We start from the raw sequence: 21136 nt of genomic DNA on the forward strand, positions 1-21136 counted from the left end.
AAACTGTGTGAGTCGTACATCTACCATTGATATCGAGCCGGCCAGAGATATTAATGATTTGCCTGTAGCATCGCAGCCGGTTCAGTTCATCAAACGTGGTACCCCCCAGTTTATGCGCGTCACGCTGGCGCTCTTTTCCGCCGGTCTGGCAACGTTTGCCCTGCTCTACTGCGTTCAGCCGATCCTGCCCGTTCTCTCCCACGAGTTTGGCGTATCGCCTGCCAGCAGCAGCGTTTCGCTTTCCATTTCAACCGGGATGCTGGCAATTGGCCTGCTTTTTACCGGCCCGCTCTCCGACGCCATTGGCCGTAAACAGGTGATGGTAACCGCCCTGATGCTGGCCTCGGTCTGTACGTTACTCTCGACCATGATGACCAGCTGGCACGGCATTTTGATGATGCGCGCGCTGATCGGGCTCTCGCTCAGCGGCGTGGCGGCAGTCGGGATGACCTATCTCAGCGAGGAGATCCACCCGAGCTTCGTTGCCTTTTCGATGGGGCTGTACATCAGCGGGAACTCGATTGGCGGCATGAGCGGGCGTCTGCTGAGCGGGGTATTCACGGACTTCTTTAGCTGGCGCATTGCGCTGGCGGTGATCGGGTGTTTTGCGCTGGCATCGGCCCTGATGTTCTGGAAAATCCTGCCAGAATCGCGCCATTTTCGCCCGACGTCTCTGCGTCCGAAAACGCTGTTTATCAACTTCCGCCTTCACTGGCGTGACAAAGGTTTACCGCGACTGTTTCTGATGGGATTCCTGCTGATGGGTTCCTTCGTGACGCTGTTTAACTATATTGGCTACCGCCTGATGCTCTCGCCGTGGCATCTGAATCAGGCCGTTGTGGGTTTGCTTTCCGTGGCCTATCTCACCGGTACGTGGAGTTCGCCGAAAGCCGGGGCGATGACGGCACGCTTTGGCCGCGGGCCGGTGATGCTGGTGTTTACCGCGGTGATGCTGCTCGGCCTGCTGCTGACGCTCTTCTCCTCCCTGTGGCTTATCTTTGCCGGGATGCTGCTCTTCTCCGCAGGGTTCTTCGCCGCTCACTCCGTCGCCAGCAGCTGGATTGGCCCGCGCGCGCGTCGCGCCAAAGGCCAGGCATCGTCGCTGTATCTGTTTAGCTATTATCTGGGCTCAAGCATCGCCGGGACGCTGGGCGGCGTGTTCTGGCATAACTACGGCTGGAACGGCGTGGGCGGATTTATCGCGCTGATGCTCTGTGCCGCACTGCTGGTGGGCGCAAGCCTTCATAAACGCCTGAGATAATCATCCTGCGGGCTGATGCCCGATCCAGATAAACGGCACCAGCTTACTGGTGCCGTTTCACGTTCAGGAATCCCAGGCCTGCTCTATCTTACCGGCTTCAAACTGCGGAGGCGGTTTTCGGAAGCGGCGCGTGAGCCAGGTCAGGTAAAGGACACCCAGTGCCGCCCAGATGAGGCCAAGCGTCAGGGACGTCGCTTCGAGGTTGATCCACAGCACGCCGACCGTTGCGGCACCAATGAGTGGCAGCAGGAAATAGTGGAGCCGATCTTTCCACGTTTTGTTCAGCCCCTTACGCCGCCAGAAATGGTTGTACACCGAGAGGTTAACAAACGTAAACGCCACCAGCGCGCCAAAGTTGATCAGCGCCGTCGCGGTCACCAGATCAAAGTACAGGGCCGACAGCGCCACTATCCCTACCATAATCACGTTCAGGGCCGGAGTGCGCCACTTCGGATGCACGTAGCCAAACACCCGCTCCGGAAACACGTTGTCACGCCCCATCACATACAGTAAGCGAGAGACGCTGGCGTGCGAGGCCAGGCCTGAAGCGAGCGTATTCACAAACGTGGTACACAGAAACACCGACTGGAAGAGCTTGCCGCCCACGTACAGCGCAATTTCCGGCAGCGCGGCGTCCGGGTTCTTGAAGCGCGCGATCGTCGGGAAAAAGAGCTGCATGAAAAACGAGGCAACAATAAATATCAGCCCGCCATACAGTGCGGTCAGGAAAATGGCTTTGGGGATCACCCGCGCCGCGTTTGGCGTCTCTTCCGACAGCGTGGTGACCGCGTCAAAGCCGAGGAAAGAGAAGCAGACGATAGTCGCGCCGGTAATGATAGGAAGCAGGTGCGCGTTCTCGCTGATAAACGGCTGGAGCGACCAGACGGTGCCGACCCCCTCACCCTTGTGCAGGCCATGCACTACGAGTATGACAAACACCACCATGATGGCGACCTGCACCAGCACAAACAGGGTGTTAAAGTTGGCGACCAGGTTAACGCTTTTCAGGTTCGCCAGCGTCAGGATCGTCACAAACCCCACCACCCAGACCCAGGGCGGGACTTCAGGGAACAACGCGGAAAGGTAGATCTTCGCCAGCAGCACGTTGATCATCGGCAGGAAGAGATAGTCCAGCAGCGATGACCAGCCGACCATAAAGCCTAAGTGGGGGCCGATCGATTTCTGCGTGTAGGTATACGCAGAGCCCGCTTCCGGGAACTGTCGTACCAGTTTGCCGTAGCTGATGGCGGTAAACATGACGCCCGCCAGCGCCAGCAGATACGAGGCGGGCACGTGGCCATTGCTGATACCGGACACAATGCCGAAGGTATCAAACACGGTCATGGGAGTGAGGTAAGCCAGCCCCATCATGACCACCTGCCAGAGCTTGAGGGAACTGCGCAGCCGGGTTCTTCCGGCCATGCGCGGCGAATCAAGAGACGTGTTAGTCGCCATAAACCATCCCCCCCATGCTTACCGTGGTTTGCAATCGCGCTGACCGTAACGCAAACCTGCTTAGCAAAGGGGGAAGTTGTAAAGAACATACGCGATCGTACCAGCGCAGCGTCTCTCGCTCGCACTCACAGCAGGCGCCTGACTGGCCCCCTTCGCCCTGCGGATAGTTGAACATCTGCATCATTTCCTACCTCGTCACACAGTGTCGTTAAGAAAGTCCCTGTGCCGCCTGCGCTCCATAACGCGACTCCCGGGAGATAGCTGGCGTGCCAGCGAACGTTTCGGCCAGGCTCCGCGCAGGCCGTTTGGTGATACGTATGCGATGAAACAAAGCGGCCCCTTACCGGGGCACGTCATCAGGCGTTTTTCAGCATCCACTCAATTTCTGTTTCGGTAATCAGGCGTTCAAACTGCAGTAATTCATCATTTTTGCAGGCGTGATAGACGTGGCAGAAACGTTCGCCCAGCCGCTCGCGAAGATGATCGTTTTGCATGAATTCCCACAGCGCATCGCTCTGACGAATCGGGAACGGCAGTCCGTCCTGCTCCAGGCCATTGCCTTCCACTTCTTCCTGCAGGGGTAAATCGTTATCCAGCCCGTGTAGAATGCCGGCAAAAATCGCCGCCATCACCAGATACGGATTCGCGTCTGCTCCCGCCACCCGGTACTCGACCCGATGGTTATGGCGATCGCCGCAGGGGATACGCAGGGCAACGGTGCGATTATTGTGTCCCCATGACGCCTGCGTCGGCACGTACATTCCCGGCTGGAAGCGGCGGTAGGAGTTGACGTTCGGCGCCAGCAGCGCCATGGACGCAGGCATCAGATCGATCATCCCGGCCAGCGCGCGTTTCAGCAGCGCGGAATCCTCGCCGCTGGCGTCTGCGAGCACGTTTTCGCCTCGGTTGTTTTGCATGCTGATGTGAATATGCATCCCGCTGCCTGCATGCTCTTCATACGGCTTTGCCATAAACGTGGCGTGCATCTTATGTTTTTCCGCCATCTGCCTGACGAGACGTTTTAGCGCCAGCGCATCATCGCAGGCGTCGAGCACGTTTTCCGTATGATGCAGGTTAATTTCAAACTGGCCCGGGGAGGCCTCAGCCACGGCCCCGTCGGCGGGGATCAGCTGCAGCTGCGCCAGTTCGTCAATGTCGTTCAGCACGTCAGCAAAGTGGTTCAGGTTATCAACCGAGTAGACCTGACTCTGCGTGTTACGTACGTCGGTGCCCGGCGCGCAGGGTGGCTGCAGATAGCCGTCGGCATCGCGCTTACGGTCAAGTAAATAGAACTCCAGCTCTACCGCTACCACGGGGAACAGACCGCGCTGGCGCAGCTGCTGCCAGAGTCGGTTGAGTACGTTCCGCGGCTCAACGTCAAAGGGAGCGCCATCTTCATCAACCATGGTGAGCTGCACCTGACCAATGTATTCCGGGTCAGCGGCGGACGGTGTCAGGGTGCCCGGTACCGGCACGCAGATACAGTCCGGCTCGCCGAGCTCCTGCCCCAGGCCCGCCTCTTCCACGACGTTACCCAGAATGTCCATGGCGAAAACCGATGCCGGGAAATAGCAGCCTTTTTCAAGCTTGCTCAGTCCGGCAACCGGGATGCGCTTGCCGCGAAAACAGCCGTTCAGGTCGGTCAGAAGGACATCAATAAACTGGGTGTCAGGATACTTTTCTAAATAGCGCTTCACTTCCTGCGTAAAGGCGCTGCCCCGCCTCTCATCCGTGTGCTGCACAAAGTTCTCAACTTCTACGATATTGGTTTCCATGATTTACCACCGTTTTTGGGATTTGCGTTCGCTGCTCTGGACTGTCAAATATAATGTCCACCCTATCGAATCTGTATGCAAACAAATTGTTTGTCAAATGTTAAATTAAGTTTGCAAAAGGCAGATCCCGTTGCTAGATTGAGAAAATATTGAACGAAAAGGCCGTTTCACAGGCGAGAATGGCCTAAATTTAGTCCACTTTGTGAGGGCGATCATGGAAAATATAATGAACAAGCCAGTTATTGGCGTAGTGATGTGCAGAAACAGGCTTAAGGGTCATGAGACCCAGACCCTGCAAGAAAAGTACCTGAATGCCATTATTAACGCGGGGGGCTTACCGATTGCCTTACCCCATGCGCTGGCAGAGCCAGAGCTACTTACCGCTCTGCTGCCAACCCTGGACGGGATTTACCTGCCGGGCAGCCCAAGTAACGTGCAGCCGCACCTTTATGGTGAAAACGGCGATGAGCCTGACGCCGATCCCGGGCGAGATCTTCTGAGTATGGCGCTGATTGCCGCCGCGCTCGAAAGGCGCATCCCCATTTTCGCCATCTGCCGGGGGCTGCAGGAACTGGTTGTTGCGACGGGAGGGACGCTGTATCGCCGCCTGTTCGAGCAGAACGACCTGCTTGAACACCGGGAAGATCCTGAACTGCCGGTTGAGCTACAATACGCCCCTTCTCATGAGGTTCAGGTTCAGGAGGGAGGACTGCTGTCTCAATTAATACCAGGCTGTAACACATTTTGGGTAAACTCGTTACACGGGCAAGGTGCACGAACGTTAGGACCACGGCTTCGCGTGGAGGCCCGTTCGACGGACGGGCTGGTCGAAGCGGTCAGCGTTCATGACCACCCTTTTGCCCTCGGCGTGCAATGGCACCCCGAATGGAACAGCAGCGAGTACGCCCTCTCACGTATGTTGTTTGATGGTTTTATCACCGCCTGTCAAAGCCACATTGCCGAGAAGCAACGGCTTTGACCACTACCGTAAAGGAAATGCAACTATGAGCGATGACGGACTGGCGCCAGGGAAACGTCTGTCTGAGATCCGCCAGCAATTGGGTCTCTCGCAGCGGCGTGCCGCCGAACTGTCTGGGTTAACACACAGTGCCATCAGCACCATTGAGCAGGACAAAGTGAGTCCTGCCATCAGTACGCTGCAAAAGCTGCTGAAAGTCTATGGGCTGTCGCTCTCGGAATTCTTTTCGGAACCGGAAAAACCTGATGAACCGCAGGTGGTTATTAATCAGGAAGACCTTATCGAAATAGGCAGTCAGGGGGTTTCGATGAAGCTGGTTCATAACGGAAATCCGAACCGTACGCTGGCGATGATTTTTGAAACTTACCAGCCTGGAACCACGACCGGAGAGAGGATCAAACATCAGGGTGAGGAGATCGGTACGATACTGGAAGGTGAAATAGTGCTGACCATTAATGGCCAGCCTTATCACCTGGTTGCAGGGCAGAGCTATGCCATCAATACCGGCATACCGCACAGCTTCAGCAATACCTCGGCAGGCATCTGCCGCATTATCAGTGCCCACACCCCCACCACGTTCTAATTACCACTCAGTCCCGGCGTAAGCGCGCTTACGCCGGGACAAATAAAAACGATCAATGTCGGCATTCAACGGGTTAATTACCGGGATGCCCCACGGCTTCGTATTGCCTGAAACGGCCATGCCTTTATTTATCTGATTGCGAAAGAAAGGAGTGAATATGCATTTTCAGCACCTGACTTACTGGCAGGATAAAGCAAAAAACAGCGCCATTGAGACCCGGTTATTTATTAACGGTGCCTATTGTGACGCCGCCGATAATGCCACATTTGAAACCGTCAATCCCGCTACCCAACAGACGCTGGCGAACGTGGCCCGGGGCAAGCAGGCGGACGTGAACCACGCGGTTCAGGCCGCACGTGAGGTATTTGAGCGCGGCGACTGGTCACAGGCGTCTCCGGCGCAGCGCAAGGCCGTGCTGAATAAGCTCGCCGATTTGATGGAGCGCCACGGCGAAGAGCTGGCCTTACTGGAAACGCTGGACACCGGTAAACCCATCCGCCACAGCCTGCGCGACGATATTCCCGGCGCGGCTCGCGCCATTCGCTGGTACGCCGAAGCGGCGGATAAAGTCTACGGCGAAGTGGCGCCTACGGGTCCGGGCGAGCTGGCGATGATCGTGCGCGAGCCGATCGGGGTTGTCGCGGCCATCGTCCCCTGGAACTTCCCGCTGCTGCTGGCCTGCTGGAAGCTGGGCCCGGCGCTGATCGCGGGCAATAGCGTGGTATTAAAACCGTCGGAGAAATCACCGCTCACCGCCCTGCGCCTGGCCGGGCTGGCGAAAGAGGCGGGCCTGCCGGACGGCGTGCTGAATGTGATAAGCGGTTACGGCCACGAAGCGGGCCAGGCGCTGGCACTGCATCCGGAGGTCGAAGTGCTGACGTTTACCGGCTCTACCCGTACCGGCAAGCAGCTGTTGAAGGACGCGGGAGAAAGCAACATGAAGCGCGTCTGGCTGGAGGCAGGCGGCAAGAGCGCCAACATTATCTTTGCCGACTGTCCGGACATGGACAAGGCCGTGAGCGCGACCGCCGCCGGGATTTTTTACAACCAGGGGCAAGTCTGTATCGCCGGTACCCGCCTGCTGCTCGAAGACAGCATCGCCGATGATTTTCTGGCAAGGCTGAAAGCGCAGGCCCGTCACTGGCAGCCTGGCGATCCGCTCGACCCCGACAGCACGATGGGCATGCTCATCGACGCTGCGCACGCCGATACCGTCCACACGTTTATTCGCGAGGGAGCCCGGAAAGGTACGCTGCTGCTGGACGGGCGGGAACAATCATGGCCTTCCGCAGTCGGTCCCACCATTTTTGTCGACATCGACCCTGCCTCCCCGCTGTGCCGGGAAGAGATTTTCGGGCCGGTGCTGGTCATCACCCGTTTTAAAACCGAAGAGGAAGCCTTAACGCTGGCCAACGACAGTGAATACGGGCTTGGCGCGGCGGTATGGACCCGCGATCTCTCCCGCGCGCACCGCATGAGCCGCCGCCTGAAAGCCGGCTCGGTCTTCGTCAATAACTATAACGACGGTGACATGACCGTCCCCTTTGGCGGCTATAAGCAGAGCGGCAACGGTCGCGATAAGTCCCTGCACGCGCTGGAAAAATTTACCGAACTGAAAACCATCTGGATTGCCCTGGAGCCTCAATCATGACCGAACATACCACCAGCTACTACGCGGCCAGCGCGAATGCTTATGAACCTTTCCCGACGCTTAACGAGTCGATCAGCTGTGACGTGTGCGTGGTGGGCGGCGGCTATACCGGCCTCTCCTCCGCGCTACATCTCTCCGAAATGGGCTACGACGTGGTGCTCCTTGAAGGGGCGCGCATCGGCTTCGGCGCCAGCGGACGCAACGGCGGCCAGCTGGTTAACTCCTACAGCCGCGATATCGACGTGATCGAGAAAAACTACGGGCCCGATGCCGCCAAAGTGCTCGGGAGCATGATGTTTGAAGGCGGGGAAATTATTCGGGAGCGTATCCAGCGCTATCAGATCCAGTGCGACTATCGTCCCGGCGGGCTGTTTGTGGCACTAAATCATAAGCAGCTGGAGACGCTGGAGGAGCAAAAGTCCAACTGGGAACGCTACGGCAACACGCAGCTGGAGTTGCTGGACGCCAGCGCCATCCGCCGGGAAGTCGACAGCGACCGCTATACCGGTGCGCTGCTGGACCGCAGCGGGGGGCACATTCATCCGCTGAACCTGGCGATCGGCGAAGCGGACGCCATTCGCCTGAACGGTGGGCGTGTATATGAACAGTCTCCGGTGACCGCCATTCAGCACACCAGCCCGGCAGTAGTAAGCACGCAGCATGGCCAGGTCACGGCCCGCTACGTGATCGTCGCCGGGAATGCCTATCTGGGCGATAAGATAGAACCGGAGCTGGCAAAACGCAGCATGCCCTGCGGCACCCAGGTGGTGACCACCGCCCCGCTGTCGGAAGAGGTCGCCCGCACGCTGATCCCCAATAACTACTGCGTGGAAGATTGCAATTATCTGCTGGATTACTACCGCCTCACCGCCGACAACCGCCTGCTGTACGGCGGTGGCGTCGTCTATGGCGCGCGCGATCCGGACGATGTCGAGCGCCTGGTGATGCCAAAGCTGCTGAAAACCTTCCCTCAACTGGCAGGCGTCAAAATCGACTACCGCTGGACGGGCAACTTCCTGCTGACCCTGTCCCGTATGCCGCAGTTTGGCCGTCTGGATAAAAACATCTATTACATGCAGGGCTACAGCGGCCACGGCGTGACCTGCACCCATCTGGCCGGACGGCTGATCTCGGAACTGTTGCGCGGTGACGCTGAGCGCTTTGATGCGTTTGCCAATCTCCCGCACTACCCCTTCCCGGGCGGTCGCAGCCTGCGGATTCCATTCACGGCGATGGGCGCGGCGTACTACAGCCTGCGCGATCGTCTTGGCGTATGATCGTTTCGACAAAAGGGTATCTGACATGAGTAACCAGGAATTTCATCAGCGCAGACTTTCTGCCACCCCGCGCGGCGTAGGCGTAATGTGTAATTTCTTTGCCCGCACGGCGGAGAATGCCACCCTCACCGACATGGAAGGCAACGACTATATTGATTTCGCCGCCGGGATCGCGGTGCTGAATACCGGCCATCGTCATCCTGAACTGGTGGCCGCAGTGGAAAAACAGCTTCACCAGTTCACCCACACGGCCTACCAGATTGTGCCGTATGAAAGCTATGTTTCATTAGCTGAGAAACTTAACGAGCTGGCCCCGGTGCAGAGCCCGGCCAAAACGGCGTTCTTCACCACGGGCGCGGAAGCGGTGGAAAACGCCATTAAAATCGCCCGGGCCCACACCGGCAGACCGGGCGTGATTGCCTTCGGCGGAGGCTTCCACGGCCGAACCTATATGACCATGGCCTTAACCGGCAAGGTCGCGCCTTATAAGCTGGGATTTGGCCCCTTCCCGGGGTCGGTTTATCACGTGCCGTATCCCTCCGAGCTGCACGGCATCACGACGCAGGATGCCATCACGGCGATAGAACGCCTGTTCAAAGCGGATATTGAGGCGAAACAGGTGGCGGCGATTATTTTTGAACCCATTCAGGGTGAAGGCGGATTCAACGTCGCCCCGCCAGAGCTGGTGGCCGCCATCCGCCGAATCTGTGATGAGCACGGGATCGTGATGATTGCCGACGAAGTGCAGAGCGGCTTCGCCCGTACGGGTAAACTGTTTGCCATGGAACACTACGTGGACAAGCCCGACCTGATGACGATGGCGAAAAGCCTGGCAGGCGGAATGCCGCTGTCTGGCGTGGTGGGTCGCGCCGAAATCATGGACGCGCCGGCGCCCGGCGGTCTGGGGGGGACCTATGCAGGCAACCCGCTTGCGGTGGCCGCCGCGCACGCGGTGCTGAATATTATCGACAACGAGTCACTGTGCGCCCGCGCCTGCCATCTGGGGGATCGACTGAAAGCCACGCTGGAGGAGATTCAGGGCACCTTCCCTGCGCTCGTGGCGATAAGGGGAAGAGGATCGATGATTGCGGCGGAGTTTTTTGATCCCGAGAGCCGTGAGCCTTCGGCCGCCATCGCGCAGGCGATCCAGCAAAAGGCGCTCGCCCAGGGCCTGCTGTTATTGATCTGCGGCCAGTACGGCAACGTGATCCGCTTCCTTTATCCGCTGACCATTCCGGATGCCCAGTTCAACCAGGCGCTGGCTATCCTGCAGCAGGTCATGCGTGATAAGTCCTGAGTGCCCACCGAAAACCGTCACCCGGAATGCCGGGGACGGTTTCAACGGAGGAGATCGGCACAGATTTCCTCCGTGTGGGAAATGTTGGGGAATTTGGTCTGTTTCATTGTATGCTCCCTGAAACACTTCCCCGGCAAGAGGAAATAAGAATTGCAAAAAACATCAGCCTATCAGTCACTTGTGAAAACCTTCCAGCGCCTCTCCCGCTTCTCGCACCTTACCTCGATCGCCAGCTGGGACATGTTCACCATGATGCCGCCCGGCGGCAGCGCCGCGCGCGGTGAAGCGCTGGCAGAGATGAGCGTCCTGCAACATCAGATCCTGACCGATAAAAAAGTCGGCGACCTGTTAGCAGCGGCGGCAGGTGAAGATCTGAATGACGTCGAACAGGCCAACCTGCGCGAAATGACGCGACAGTATCAGCAGGCTACCCTGCTGCCGGAATCGCTGGTGGAAGCCAAATCTCTCGCGGGCAGCAGGTGCGAGCACGCCTGGCGTACGCAGCGTCCCGCGAACGACTGGCAGGGCTTTTCCGCCAACCTGAAAGAAGTGGTGAAACTCAGCCGTGAAGAAGCCCGCCTGCGCGCAGAAGCCAAAGGCTGTACGCCGTACGACGCGCTGCTGGATATTTTTGAACCGGACATGACCAGCGCGCGCCTGGACGTGCTGTTTGGTGATATGAAAACCTGGCTGCCGGACCTGCTGGCAAGCGCGGTGGAGAAACAGGCTCAGCGATCGTTCGTCCCGCCGCAGGGCCCCTTCCCGACAGCAACCCAGCGCGAACTGGGTCTGGAAGCCATGAAGATGCTCGGCTTCGATTTTAACGGCGGTCGCCTCGACGTAAGTGCGCACCCGTTCTGCGGCGGCGTACCGGAAGACGTGCGCATTACCACGCGCTATGATGAGGACGAGCTGCTCAGCGCGCTGTTTGGCGTGATCCACGAAACCGGACACGCGCGCTACGAACAAAACCTGCCGCGCGCGTGGGCAGGCCAGCCTATTGCCCTGGCCCGCTCAACCGCGATCCACGAATCCCAGAGCCTGTTCTTTGAGATGCAGCTGGGACGCAGCGAAGCCTTCCTCAAGCACCTCCTCCCTGCCGTTCACGCCCGCTTTGGCAGTCAGGCGGCGTTTAGCGAAGAGAACTTTATCGCCTGGAACCAGCGCGTGAAGCCTGGCTATATCCGCGTCGATGCCGACGAAGTGAGCTACCCGGCACACGTGGTGCTGCGCTATGAGATTGAGCGCGCGCTGATCAACGGCGAGATCGAGGTGGACGATATCCCCGCCCTGTGGGATGAGAAAATGCAGGCCTGGCTCGGGTTGTCTACCAAAGACAACTACCGCAATGGCTGCATGCAGGATATCCACTGGACCGACGGCGGGTTTGGTTACTTCCCGTCGTACACGCTGGGCGCGATGTATGCCGCGCAGCTGTTCCATGCTGCAAAGACCGCGCTTCCGGGACTGGCGTCCTCCATCGCTGAAGGGGATTTTTCCGCCCTCTTTGAGTGGCTGCGTCAGAACATCTGGCAGCACGGTAGCCGCTTTAGCACGTCGCAGTTAATCACCCAGGCGACGGGGGAAGATCTGAATATCCGCTACTTCCGCGAACACCTGACCTCACGCTACCTGTAATGATAAGGCCGGGGTTCTTCCCCGGCCTTGTACATATGGTTACACGCCGATACCAATCACTCACGGAAACCCCGAATTTACAGGGATATAGTTATTTCAACGGCCCCGCAGTGGGGTTAAATGAAAAACCAAATTCGAGGGTATGAACATGAAAAAAGTATTAGCTCTGGTTGTTGCCGCTGCTATGGGTCTGTCTTCTGCTGCGTTTGCTGCTGAAACCACTGCTGCACCAGCTGCTGCGGCGCCTGCTGCAACGACCACCGCGGCGCCAGCAAAAACCGTACATCACAAGAAACACCACAAAGCCGCTAAACCAGCTGCAGAGCAAAAAGCGCAGGCAGCTAAAAAGCACCACAAAAAAGCCGCTAAACCAGCCGTAGAGCAGAAAGCTCAGGCTGCGAAAAAGCACCACAAGAAAGCCGCTAAACCAGCCGTAGAGCAGAAAGCCCAGGCTGCGAAAAAGCATCACAAAAAAGCAGTAAAACACGAAGCTGCTAAACCAGCTGCACAGCCAGCTGCGTAAGCGTACAAGCTTAACCGTGCCCTGCGGGGCACGTTGGTAAACCGGCGCTGAACCGGAAAAGGTTCTGCGCCGTTTTTTTTATCCGGAGGGCGTATGCTGCGACGCTATCGGTTTGAGCTGATTCTTATCCTGCTTATTTTATGCGCGCTCATCGCAAGCCGCTTTTATCTTTCCTGACTGTAGCACGCTGATTTTACTCCCACTTTAGCGCCGTCCCGTCTATAGTATTTTCATAGGGTTCACTTTTAATAATCATAATTACCCCCACCAGAGTGTGATATGCGTAAATCTGTTGTGTTGTTGCTGGGAACGTTTGGCCTTTTTTCTGGATTTTCACAGGCGGATGATGGCGGTGATAACGCCATTAGCGCGAAAGAGCTAAAGACGCTTTTTTTCGGTCATGACGATCGTACTCGCGTCACCGATCCTACCCAGGCTCCCTGGGACGCTATAGGCCAACTGGAAACCGCCAGCGGCAACCTGTGTACCGCGACGTTAATCACCCCGCAATTAGCGCTGACGGCGGGCCACTGCCTGTTGACGCCACCCAACGGTAAGCCAGACAAAGCGGTTGTCTTACGATTTGTGTCGCAAAAAGGGATCTGGCGCTATGAAATCCACGGCATTGAAGGCCGGGTTGATGCTTCTCTTGGGAAGCGTCTTAAACCGGATGGAGACGGCTGGATTGTGCCGCCCGCGGCAGCCTCGTGGGATTTTGGCCTGATTATTTTGCGCTACCCGCCTTCGGGCATTACGCCGCTGCCGTTATTTGACGGCGATAAAGCGGCGCTCACCGCCGCGCTGAAAGCCGCCGACCGCAAGGTAACGCAGTCAGGCTACCCGGTCGATCATCTGGATGCGCTTTACACCCACACGGACTGTATCGTGACGGGCTGGGCGCAGACCAGCGTGCTTTCCCATCAGTGCGATACGTTGCCGGGCGACAGCGGTTCACCGCTGATGCTGAAAACCGATAACGGCTGGCAGTTGATTGGGGTTCAAAGCTCCGCCCCGGCGGCGAAAGACCGCTGGCGAGCCGATAACCGGGCCTTATCCATCACCGGTTTTCGCGATAAGCTGGAAGCGCTGGCTAAAGAGTAAGCCAGCGCGGCTGTCTGTGAATCAGGGTTACCGATTGATCAGGCGAGTTTTATCATGATCATGCCCGCCAGCAGCAAGATCAGCCCTATCCAGCCTTTATTATTTAAACGCTGCCCGAAAAGCACCCACCCCGCGGCCAGGGTGGCGGCGATACCAAAACCGCCCCACAGCGCATAGGCCACGGACAGATCGATACCTTTGACCGCCTGTGACAGGGCGCTGAACGCCCCCAGCACTGCGGCAATCGACATCAGGCCATAAACCTTACGGCGAAAACCGTCAGAGAATTTCAGCAGAACGTTCGCCAGAATTTCCAGCACGATGGCGAAGCCCAGCCAGGCCGCATGAACCCATTCAAACTGTTGCATGGTTCTGCTCCTTCTGCTGTTTTGTCGGTTTACGGGTACCTGATTTAATCAGCACGATACCCGCGACCAGCGTCGTTAACCCGGCGACCTTCATTGTTGTTAATGTTTCGTCGAATATCAGAACGCTGAACAGGGTAATCAATAAAATACCGATCCCTTCCCACAGCGCATAGGCCACACCCAGCGCAATTTTCTTCACCGCAAATGAGAGGAAAATATAGGAAAGGGATATCATCACCAGCATTAAAATAAAACCGGTATTGCCCTCGCTGACGCTTGCCCATTTCATTGACAGCGTGCCGGTAATTTCAGCGAGGATAGCCAGGGCTAATAAGATCCAGTAAAACATGTTTTTCTCCTGCTTGAGAATATAATCCATCGTGGCCCGCCGCATGCAGCAAACCAAAAAAATATGAAATTAAATCAGACAGCTAAGCGCGTAGCGCCAGCTCAGGCAGAAGAGGTGACTATAGTGCGGTGCGCCAGTGTTGCTCACCAGCAATCAGGCAGAAGGAGGTAGAAAATAGAGCAGCGTTGTTTGAAGAATAGGTCCTGAACAAATTGTCCATAAAATTACAATTATCCGCGTTGTTGCTTCTCGTCTTTGCGGATGAAAATTGTCCTCGGTAGTTGAACACGCCAAATTTGTACCATAACTGAAGATTTTACTCAAAGTCTTTTCAATTCTTTACCCATCCCGTTTGATTTTGGTTAGTTTATTGCAGGACGTTTACCCTCTATTATAAATAAAAAGCGTTTTTTGGAGTCACCATGGCTAAACCCATTATTACCCTCAACGGGTTAAAAATTGTCATCATGCTGGGCATGCTGGTGATCATACTCACGGGCGTTCGTTTTGCCGCCGACATCATTGTGCCCTTTATTCTGGCCCTGTTTGTTGCGGTGATCCTTAACCCACTGGTCCAGCGCATGACGCGGCTGCGCATCCCGCGCGTGCTGGCAATTACTCTGCTAATTAGCGTCATTATTTTCGCCATGGTGTTACTGGTTGCGTATCTGGGTACCTCGCTGAACGAACTGGCGCGAACGCTGCCGAAATACCGTTCCTCGCTGGCGATACCGCTGCTGCAGCTTGAGCCCTGGCTTCAGCGCGCGGGAATAGAAGTTTCGGTTGAGGAGCTTCTTAAATATATCGACCCTAATGCGGCCATGACCATCGTCACAGGCCTGCTGACGCAGCTTTCCAATGCCATGACCTCCATTTTCCTGCTGTTTTTAACGGTGGTGTTCATGCTGCTGGAGGTGCCACAGCTGCCCGCAAAGTTACAGCAAATCATGGTTCGTCCGGTTGAAGGAATGGGAGCTATTCAGCGCGCGCTGGACAGCGTTTCACGCTATCTGGTACTGAAAACCGTCATCAGCCTGGTCACCGGGGTGGTGGTCTGGGGAATGCTGGTGGCGCTGGACGTCCGCTTTGCGTTCGTCTGGGGGTTACTGGCATTTGCGCTCAATTACATTCCTAACATCGGCTCCGTGCTGGCGGCAATCCCCCCTATTCTTCAGGTGCTGGTGTTCAGTGGATTTTATGATGCGCTGATTCTGCTGGCCGGCTATCTGGCGATTAACCTGGTATTCGGGAATATTCTTGAACCACGAATGATGGGGCGTGGGCTGGGGCTTTCGACGCTGGTCGTCTTTTTGTCCCTGATTTTCTGGGGCTGGCTGCTCGGTCCCGTAGGCATGCTGCTCTCCGTTCCGCTGACCATCATCGTGAAGATTGGTCTGGAACAGACGGCGGGCGGGCAAAGCATCGCCGTGCTGCTGAACGATATGAGCCATCAATAGCCGTCATTCCGCCATCGACATGAGGGGCTTGCTTGCCCTTCCTCCTTCACGGTAAGCCCTGAGCGCCCTCTGCCAGTCCGTCAGAGGGTACACCGTTCCGGGGCTGTACTCACTGGCGCGCATCCGGGGCCAGATTTGATCGAACTCCGCGCGCCACGCCTCTGCGCTGAGCCCATCCAGATAGTTACGAATATGGAACCACGCCACGCGCGGCAGGGGCCGCTGCTGGCGGAAGGTCTGCCCGGAGAGCAGCCCGTAGCAGACAAATATGCCCTGCTCCGGCAGCACGCTCAGGATCGCTTCCGCCAGCGCCCCGCCGGTTGCATCGTAAACGACGTCGGCACGCGCGGCAACGGAGAGAATCCGCTGCATGTCATGCTGTGCGACAGGAACGATCCCCATCGCCGCCAGCCGTTCAGCGTGAGCGGGCGAACGATGAATACCGTACACCGCCTCTGCCCCCGCCAGACGCGCCCACTGCCCGAGCAGAATGGCGCAATCCGAACCGGCGGCCGTGAGCAGCACCCGCTTTCCCCGCGGTGGATAGTGGCTCAACATCATCTGCGCCGCCAGCGGGTTGATATAGGCCCGCGCGGCCAGGCGTGAATCGACATCGTCCGGCACGGGTATCGCATACTCTGCCGGGCAATCCGCATAGCGCTGCCAGGTGCCCTGCCCGCGCAGCGGCAGAACGCGTTTACCCGGCAGATGCGCAAAAGACGCGGGCGCCTGAATGACAACGCCGACGCCTTCATAGCCCGCGACGGCGGGCAGCGGGGTTCTGTGGCGGTAAGCGCCGGTAATGGGAATGAGATCGGACGCGTTCACCGGCGCATACAGCATTTGCACACGGAGGTGTCCCGGCGCAAGCGCGCCCGGCGGCGCGGTTTCAGGTTGCAGAACAGATTCTGGCTCGCCAAAACGGCGATACCAGAGGGCCAGATTTTCCATTACGATCTCACGGCTGACGGCGGAATACTTAATCGCGCCAGCCCATTGCCGGTGCGACATGTTTGAGAATGGACTCAATCACGTGCGCATTGTAATCCACACCGAGCTGGTTCGGTACGGTCAGTAATAACGTATCAGCCTCGGCAATCGCCTCGTCCTTCTTCAGCTGTTCAATCAGCCTGTCAGGCTCCGCGGCATAGCTGCGCCCGAAGATCGCGCGCGTTTTTTCATCAAGATACCCCACGCTATCGCTGTCGTTGCGGCTGGCGCCGAAGTACATCCGGTCGCGGTCGTCCATCAGGGCAAAAATACTGCGGCTGACCGAGACGCGTGGCTGCCGCGTATGCCCTGCCTCTTTCCACGCCTGACGGTACGCGCGGATCTGTTTTGCCTGCTGAATATGGAACGGCTCACCGGTTTCATCGTCTTTCAGGGTTGAGCTTTGCAGGTTCATTCCGAGCTTAGCGGCCCATACCGCTGTCGCATTTGAACCGGCGCCCCACCAGATACGCTCCCGCAACCCTTCAGAATACGGTTCCAGGCGCAGCAGCCCAGGCGGATTGGGGAACATCGGCTGTGGATTCGGCTTTGCAAACCCTTCGCCGCGCAGCACCTCAAGCAGCACCTCGGTATGACGGCGCGCCATATCCGATTCGTTTTCCCCTTCCTGCGGGACATAGCCGAAATGACGCCAGCCATCAATGACCTGCTCCGGGGAGCCGCGGCTGATGCCAAGCTGCAAACGGCCGCCGGAGATCAGATCTGCCGCGCCCGCATCCTCGGCCATATACATCGGGTTTTCATAGCGCATATCAATCACGCCCGTACCGATTTCAATGGTTTTCGTTTTCGCGCCTATTGCCGCCAGCAGAGGGAACGGCGAGCTAAGCTGACGGGCGAAGTGGTGCACGCGGAAATAGGCGCCGTCCGCCCCCAGCTCTTCAGCGGCCACGGCCAGGTCGATGGACTGCAGCAGCGTGTCTGCCGCCGAGCGCGTGCCGGACTGCGGAGAAGGCGTCCAGTGACCAAACGATAAAAAACCGATCTTTTTCATAACCCTGTGTCCTGATAATGCGTTGCGTTCTGTCCACTTTACGCATTACCCGGTAAGAATAAATGCCGTTTATTTAACGGAAAGCATCAAATAAATTGACGGAATAGAGGGGTTCGTCATTCCGCTCCATAATGGATATAATATCCCCCACTTTTTTCATGGCAGGTAAAACCGGCAATGGCTCTGATCCCCAAAAACTACGCGCGACTGGAAAGCGGCTATCGCGAGAAAGCATTAAAAATCTATCCCTGGGTCTGCGGACGCTGCTCGCGGGAGTTCGTCTATTCTAACCTGCGTGAATTGACGGTTCACCATATCGATCATGACCATACTAACAACCCGGAAGATGGCAGCAACTGGGAGCTGTTGTGCCTGTTTTGCCACGATCACGAGCATTCGAAATACACCGAAGCGGATCAGTACGGCACCACCGTGGTCGCCGGTGAAGACGCGCAAAAAGACGTGGGTGTCGCCACGTTTAACCCGTTTGCCGATTTAAAAGCGATGATGGATAAGAAGAAATAATCTTCTCGTCCGCTCGTGCTCCGCGATTTTAAAATGTCCAGGTGATAGCGGCGGTTGCAGACCCCTCATTGCGCCGCATCACTATTGGGCTTTCATTCGCATGGTCGCCAAGCCAGGTATAGTCCGCGCTCAGGACCGTTCCCCAGTGAGCATCGAACTGATGGCTCCAGGTCAGGCTGGTGTCGACGCCATAAAATCCCCCCGGCGCTGAATAGCGGCGATAGCCGGTGCGGCGGCTCTGCTGCTCGCTGACCCCATACCAGGTATTCAGATAACGGCTGTCGCCAAACAGAGCCGCAGACTGAAGGGCGATCGTGTCCTCGCTGTTTTGTAGGGGAATCAACGTAACGGACGCCTGATAACTTACGCCCTGGCTGTCCGTTAACGGTAGCGTCGCCTTACCCTCAACGCTTAGCCAGGACGCAGCCTGCCAGCCGACGGCCAGGCCGGTATTCAGGGTGGCATCAATGTCCCCCATCCCTTTCAGATTGTTTGCGCCCTCACGCCAGCCAGAATTTTTCTCTGCCCTCCCGAGGTCGTAACCCAGCGTATGTTCCAGGTACCAACCGCTGTCGTTTTGCAGGTCATATCCCACTCCTTTTTGTGCATCAATACAGAAAGCACCCTTGCGCCCCTGCAGCACAGGAACCACCTGCCACACCTGCTTGTCTGAGCCTGAATAACGGGGGGCATAGTGACCGCCCAGCCCGACGGTTAAAGAGCCGGAAGCGGCGTCATCATCCGCCTGCACACCTGAGGCAACGGCCATCAGAAGCGGAACGGTCATATACAGGCCTTTTTTTATCGCTATCATACTGTTCTCCATGCAGACGCTGGCGTCTGCTGATTCAGGGTCTGCCACACAATGTTGGCGCAGTATGGTTTGGCTAAATCAATGAATCGTCGGGATAGTGTTAAGAAACGGTCAAGGTGAACGGATGTTGTCCAGAAGAGTGCTGATTATTGAAGATGACGCCGATGCGGCTGGCGTGCTTGAAGCCTATTTACGTCGTGAAAATTACGATGTCACTATTACCGGAGACGGTCTTTCCGGGCTGGATATGGCGCAGCGGTGGAAACCCGACCTCATCCTGCTGGACGTGATGCTGCCCGGGCTTAACGGCACCGAAGTGCTGGCCGGACTGCGTCGTAAAAGCGATGTACCGGTGATCATGGTCACCGCCATGGGCGACACCCCCGATCGCATTGGTGCCCTGCGGTACGGTGCCGATGATTATGTTGTGAAACCCTATCATCCGGGAGAAGTCGTGGCTCGCGTACAGGCGGTGCTGCGACGCAGCAGTAAAAAAGAGACAGACGACGAGATCCTTCGCTGGCAAACGCTGGAGGTGGATGTGGCCGCCATTGTGGCGAGCGTGGATAACGGCGGCGACGCGCCCGTGATGCTCGATCTTACGCCAACGGAATTCTCGCTTCTGGCAACGCTGCTGCGCTCTCCCGCTCGCCCCTTTTCCCGTCAGTACCTGCTGGAACACTGTCTGCCGGAAAGCGAGGCGCTGGAGCGCGTGGTGGACACCCATATTTATAACCTGCGTAAAAAACTCGAAGCGGCGGGTATTTCCGGCGTGTTGATTAACGTTCGCGGCGTGGGATACAGGTTCAGACAACCATGATAAAAAACCGGCACTCCTCTCTCTGGCGCTGGATTTGCGCGCGTATCCTGGCACTGGCCATCGGCAGCGTGATCGTCATTGCCACCTGCATGTGGCTACGTTATGCGGTACAGAACTACTGGATAATGGGCAGAATGCCAGCGGCGGTCCGGCAGGAATTTCTGACGCTCAGCCAGAACCCACAGGCCGATCCGGCCCGCTTCCACAGCATTGTGGATACCTGGTGGGGGCTGAGTTATTCCACGCCATCCATCGCCTCTGCGGACTGGGTTACGGTGGCCCTGCTGGTGCTGGTGATGATCCCGTTTATTGTGGTGATGGGGTTAAAACACGCCCGACCGCTGGCGCTGCAGTTCAGCCGTCTTCGCGATGCTGCCAAAGATGTCGCCGACGGGCAGTTTGGCCGTCAGGCTGAACTGGTCAAGGATGCGCCAGCGGAAATGGTCAGCTTTGCAAACGACTTTAACTCCATGACGGGGCAACTCGCCCGCTATGAAAAAGAGCTCCGCGCCTCGCACGTCGCGATGGCGCACGAGCTGCGCTCGCCCCTGACGGCCGCCATTGGTCGTCTGCAGGGCATGTTGGACGGTGTGTTTGATGCCAGCCCGGTGCAGCTGGGAATGGTGATGAAACAGCTTCAGCATCTTAATCGCCTGACCGATGAGCTTCACCTTCTCTCGTTAGCGGATGCGGGAAATCTGGTGCTGGAAGAGCAGGCCTTTTCTCTGGATGAGCTTATTCAGGAGCGGGCGGCCTGGATCATGCCGCAGGCCGAAGCGCATCAGTTTACGATTACGCTGCGTAACCCGCGTACGTGCCCGTTCAGAGGCGATGCGTTCCGCATGGGGCAGGTATTTACTATCCTTATGGAAAATGCACTACGCTACGGGCGCGAAGGCGGCCATCTTGAGGTGGCGCTGCACTACGCCAGCGGGCATTACGCCATTGAATTTCACGATGACGGACCGGGCGTATCCCCCCAGTTCTTACCGGACATGTTTAAGCGCTTTAGCCGTGAGGAGCAGTCCCGCGCGCGGCATTCCGGCGGCAGCGGCCTCGGTTTGTCTATCGCCCGGGCGATTTGTCAGGCACATGGGGGCACGATCGAGGCCTCATTACCGGAAACGGGCGGCCTTGCTGTGCGTATTTTGTTACCCTGGCAGCCGTCCGGTAATAAAAATATCCACTCTTGATAAACCCTTGACAGAACATCGAATCTTTCTCGACGTAGCGCGCATTTAATAACGCCCTCATCTTT

General features: G+C 57.3%; 21 protein-coding genes. 14 read left to right on the forward strand and 7 right to left on the reverse strand.

Annotated elements, in window-relative coordinates:
* Window positions 1-7: 7 nt before the first annotated feature.
* Entirely contained in the window at window positions 8-1261 is a 1254-nt protein-coding gene (locus A6013_RS00610) for an MFS transporter (protein ID WP_028012977.1), read from the forward strand.
* 63 nt (window positions 1262-1324) lie between these two features.
* Here A6013_RS00610 and A6013_RS00615 read toward each other — a convergent pair whose 3' ends face one another.
* A complete protein-coding gene (locus A6013_RS00615; protein ID WP_063153918.1) occupies window positions 1325-2716 on the reverse strand; it encodes an APC family permease in 1392 nt (463 codons plus the stop codon).
* A 356-nt stretch (window positions 2717-3072) separates the two neighbouring features.
* Window positions 3073-4491, reverse strand: a complete 1419-nt coding sequence (locus tag A6013_RS00625; protein WP_024909135.1) for a glutamine synthetase family protein — start codon at window positions 4489-4491, stop codon at window positions 3073-3075.
* Window positions 4492-4705: 214 nt separating this feature from the next.
* Between A6013_RS00625 and puuD the strand changes: the two genes are divergently transcribed.
* From puuD to A6013_RS00665, 9 genes are all read left to right on the forward strand, one after another.
* A complete protein-coding gene (puuD, locus tag A6013_RS00630; protein ID WP_028012974.1) occupies window positions 4706-5470 on the forward strand; it encodes a gamma-glutamyl-gamma-aminobutyrate hydrolase in 765 nt (254 codons plus the stop codon).
* A gap of 25 nt (window positions 5471-5495) precedes the next feature.
* Entirely contained in the window at window positions 5496-6053 is a 558-nt protein-coding gene (gene puuR, locus A6013_RS00635) for an HTH-type transcriptional regulator PuuR (protein ID WP_013096835.1), read from the forward strand.
* Between the two features lie 157 nt (window positions 6054-6210).
* Window positions 6211-7704, forward strand: a complete 1494-nt coding sequence (puuC, locus tag A6013_RS00640; RefSeq protein WP_069732356.1) for an aldehyde dehydrogenase PuuC — start codon at window positions 6211-6213, stop codon at window positions 7702-7704.
* Window positions 7701-8981, forward strand: coding sequence for an FAD-binding oxidoreductase (locus A6013_RS00645; RefSeq protein ID WP_069732357.1), 1281 nt, complete (start codon window positions 7701-7703; stop codon window positions 8979-8981). Before puuC ends, A6013_RS00645 begins: the two co-directional genes overlap by 4 nt.
* A gap of 25 nt (window positions 8982-9006) precedes the next feature.
* Complete coding sequence (gene puuE, locus A6013_RS00650) at window positions 9007-10278, forward strand: 4-aminobutyrate transaminase (RefSeq protein ID WP_069732358.1); 1272 nt, start codon at window positions 9007-9009, stop codon at window positions 10276-10278.
* 150 nt (window positions 10279-10428) lie between these two features.
* Window positions 10429-11916 (forward strand): carboxypeptidase M32, encoded by a 1488-nt coding sequence (locus A6013_RS00655; RefSeq protein ID WP_069732359.1) that lies wholly within the window; start codon window positions 10429-10431, stop codon window positions 11914-11916.
* A 148-nt stretch (window positions 11917-12064) separates the two neighbouring features.
* A complete protein-coding gene (gene asr / locus A6013_RS00660; protein WP_032642591.1) occupies window positions 12065-12439 on the forward strand; it encodes an acid resistance repetitive basic protein Asr in 375 nt (124 codons plus the stop codon).
* Between the two features lie 93 nt (window positions 12440-12532).
* The gene (locus A6013_RS27850) at window positions 12533-12616 is read left to right on the forward strand and encodes a hypothetical protein (protein ID WP_023617729.1); all 84 of its coding nucleotides are present in this window, start codon (window positions 12533-12535) and stop codon (window positions 12614-12616) included.
* A 102-nt stretch (window positions 12617-12718) separates the two neighbouring features.
* Window positions 12719-13540: a serine protease gene (locus A6013_RS00665; RefSeq protein ID WP_069732360.1), complete on the forward strand. Its 822-nt coding sequence runs from the start codon at window positions 12719-12721 to the stop codon at window positions 13538-13540.
* A gap of 38 nt (window positions 13541-13578) precedes the next feature.
* On the opposite strand, the gene mdtI is transcribed toward A6013_RS00665, so the two are convergent.
* Together mdtI and mdtJ are read right to left on the reverse strand one after the other, a co-directional pair.
* A complete protein-coding gene (gene mdtI / locus A6013_RS00670) occupies window positions 13579-13908 on the reverse strand; it encodes a multidrug/spermidine efflux SMR transporter subunit MdtI (RefSeq protein WP_028012966.1) in 330 nt (109 codons plus the stop codon).
* Window positions 13895-14257 carry a multidrug/spermidine efflux SMR transporter subunit MdtJ gene (gene mdtJ / locus A6013_RS00675; RefSeq protein WP_028012965.1) on the reverse strand — a complete coding sequence of 121 codons (363 nt, stop codon included), beginning with the start codon at window positions 14255-14257 and terminating at the stop codon, window positions 13895-13897. The genes mdtI and mdtJ overlap by 14 nt, the downstream gene beginning before the upstream one ends.
* 422 nt (window positions 14258-14679) lie before the next feature.
* On the opposite strand from mdtJ, the gene A6013_RS00680 reads away from it, so the two are divergent.
* Window positions 14680-15714: an AI-2E family transporter gene (locus A6013_RS00680; RefSeq protein WP_069732361.1), complete on the forward strand. Its 1035-nt coding sequence runs from the start codon at window positions 14680-14682 to the stop codon at window positions 15712-15714.
* Between the two features lie 3 nt (window positions 15715-15717).
* Here the strand turns inward: A6013_RS00680 and A6013_RS00685 are convergent, their stop codons facing one another.
* A complete protein-coding gene (locus tag A6013_RS00685; RefSeq protein WP_069732362.1) occupies window positions 15718-16665 on the reverse strand; it encodes a zinc-dependent alcohol dehydrogenase family protein in 948 nt (315 codons plus the stop codon).
* A 28-nt stretch (window positions 16666-16693) separates the two neighbouring features.
* Window positions 16694-17719, reverse strand: coding sequence for an LLM class flavin-dependent oxidoreductase (locus A6013_RS00690; protein ID WP_047368444.1), 1026 nt, complete (start codon window positions 17717-17719; stop codon window positions 16694-16696).
* 177 nt (window positions 17720-17896) lie between these two features.
* On the opposite strand from A6013_RS00690, the gene yajD reads away from it, so the two are divergent.
* Entirely contained in the window at window positions 17897-18244 is a 348-nt protein-coding gene (gene yajD, locus A6013_RS00695) for an HNH nuclease YajD (protein ID WP_003857471.1), read from the forward strand.
* 28 nt (window positions 18245-18272) lie between these two features.
* On the opposite strand, the gene A6013_RS00700 is transcribed toward yajD, so the two are convergent.
* On the reverse strand, window positions 18273-19058 hold the full coding sequence (locus A6013_RS00700; protein WP_069732363.1) for a MipA/OmpV family protein: 786 nt from the start codon (window positions 19056-19058) through the stop codon (window positions 18273-18275).
* Window positions 19059-19182: 124 nt separating this feature from the next.
* Between A6013_RS00700 and A6013_RS00705 the strand changes: the two genes are divergently transcribed.
* Both A6013_RS00705 and A6013_RS00710 read left to right on the forward strand, forming a co-directional pair.
* The gene (locus tag A6013_RS00705) at window positions 19183-19878 is read left to right on the forward strand and encodes a response regulator (protein ID WP_028012960.1); all 696 of its coding nucleotides are present in this window, start codon (window positions 19183-19185) and stop codon (window positions 19876-19878) included.
* On the forward strand, window positions 19875-21071 hold the full coding sequence (locus A6013_RS00710) for a cell wall metabolism sensor histidine kinase WalK (protein WP_069732364.1): 1197 nt from the start codon (window positions 19875-19877) through the stop codon (window positions 21069-21071). Before A6013_RS00705 ends, A6013_RS00710 begins: the two co-directional genes overlap by 4 nt.
* Window positions 21072-21136 lie beyond the last annotated feature (65 nt).

It is taken from the genome of Enterobacter sp. IF2SW-B1 (assembly GCF_001743375.1).
GTDB lineage: Bacteria > Pseudomonadota > Gammaproteobacteria > Enterobacterales > Enterobacteriaceae > Enterobacter > Enterobacter bugandensis.

Excerpts from the sequence above, each read along its gene's own strand:
- A6013_RS00625 (WP_024909135.1), bottom strand. The coding sequence starts at position 4,491 with ATGGAAACCAATATCGTAGAAGTTGAGAACTTTGTGCAGCACACGGAT.
- puuE (WP_069732358.1), top strand. The coding sequence starts at position 9,007 with ATGAGTAACCAGGAATTTCATCAGCGCAGACTTTCTGCCACCCCGCGC.
- yajD (WP_003857471.1), top strand. The coding sequence starts at position 17,897 with ATGGCTCTGATCCCCAAAAACTACGCGCGACTGGAAAGCGGCTATCGC.
- puuC (WP_069732356.1), top strand. The coding sequence starts at position 6,211 with ATGCATTTTCAGCACCTGACTTACTGGCAGGATAAAGCAAAAAACAGC.
- A6013_RS00700 (WP_069732363.1), bottom strand. The coding sequence starts at position 19,058 with ATGATAGCGATAAAAAAAGGCCTGTATATGACCGTTCCGCTTCTGATG.
- A6013_RS00705 (WP_028012960.1), top strand. The coding sequence starts at position 19,183 with ATGTTGTCCAGAAGAGTGCTGATTATTGAAGATGACGCCGATGCGGCT.
- A6013_RS00710 (WP_069732364.1), top strand. The coding sequence starts at position 19,875 with ATGATAAAAAACCGGCACTCCTCTCTCTGGCGCTGGATTTGCGCGCGT.
- puuD (WP_028012974.1), top strand. The coding sequence starts at position 4,706 with ATGGAAAATATAATGAACAAGCCAGTTATTGGCGTAGTGATGTGCAGA.
- A6013_RS00615 (WP_063153918.1), bottom strand. The coding sequence starts at position 2,716 with ATGGCGACTAACACGTCTCTTGATTCGCCGCGCATGGCCGGAAGAACC.
- A6013_RS00680 (WP_069732361.1), top strand. The coding sequence starts at position 14,680 with ATGGCTAAACCCATTATTACCCTCAACGGGTTAAAAATTGTCATCATG.
- asr (WP_032642591.1), top strand. The coding sequence starts at position 12,065 with ATGAAAAAAGTATTAGCTCTGGTTGTTGCCGCTGCTATGGGTCTGTCT.
- A6013_RS27850 (WP_023617729.1), top strand. The coding sequence starts at position 12,533 with ATGCTGCGACGCTATCGGTTTGAGCTGATTCTTATCCTGCTTATTTTA.
- mdtJ (WP_028012965.1), bottom strand. The coding sequence starts at position 14,257 with ATGTTTTACTGGATCTTATTAGCCCTGGCTATCCTCGCTGAAATTACC.
- A6013_RS00685 (WP_069732362.1), bottom strand. The coding sequence starts at position 16,665 with ATGGAAAATCTGGCCCTCTGGTATCGCCGTTTTGGCGAGCCAGAATCT.
- puuR (WP_013096835.1), top strand. The coding sequence starts at position 5,496 with ATGAGCGATGACGGACTGGCGCCAGGGAAACGTCTGTCTGAGATCCGC.
- A6013_RS00690 (WP_047368444.1), bottom strand. The coding sequence starts at position 17,719 with ATGAAAAAGATCGGTTTTTTATCGTTTGGTCACTGGACGCCTTCTCCG.
- mdtI (WP_028012966.1), bottom strand. The coding sequence starts at position 13,908 with ATGCAACAGTTTGAATGGGTTCATGCGGCCTGGCTGGGCTTCGCCATC.
- A6013_RS00665 (WP_069732360.1), top strand. The coding sequence starts at position 12,719 with ATGCGTAAATCTGTTGTGTTGTTGCTGGGAACGTTTGGCCTTTTTTCT.
- A6013_RS00645 (WP_069732357.1), top strand. The coding sequence starts at position 7,701 with ATGACCGAACATACCACCAGCTACTACGCGGCCAGCGCGAATGCTTAT.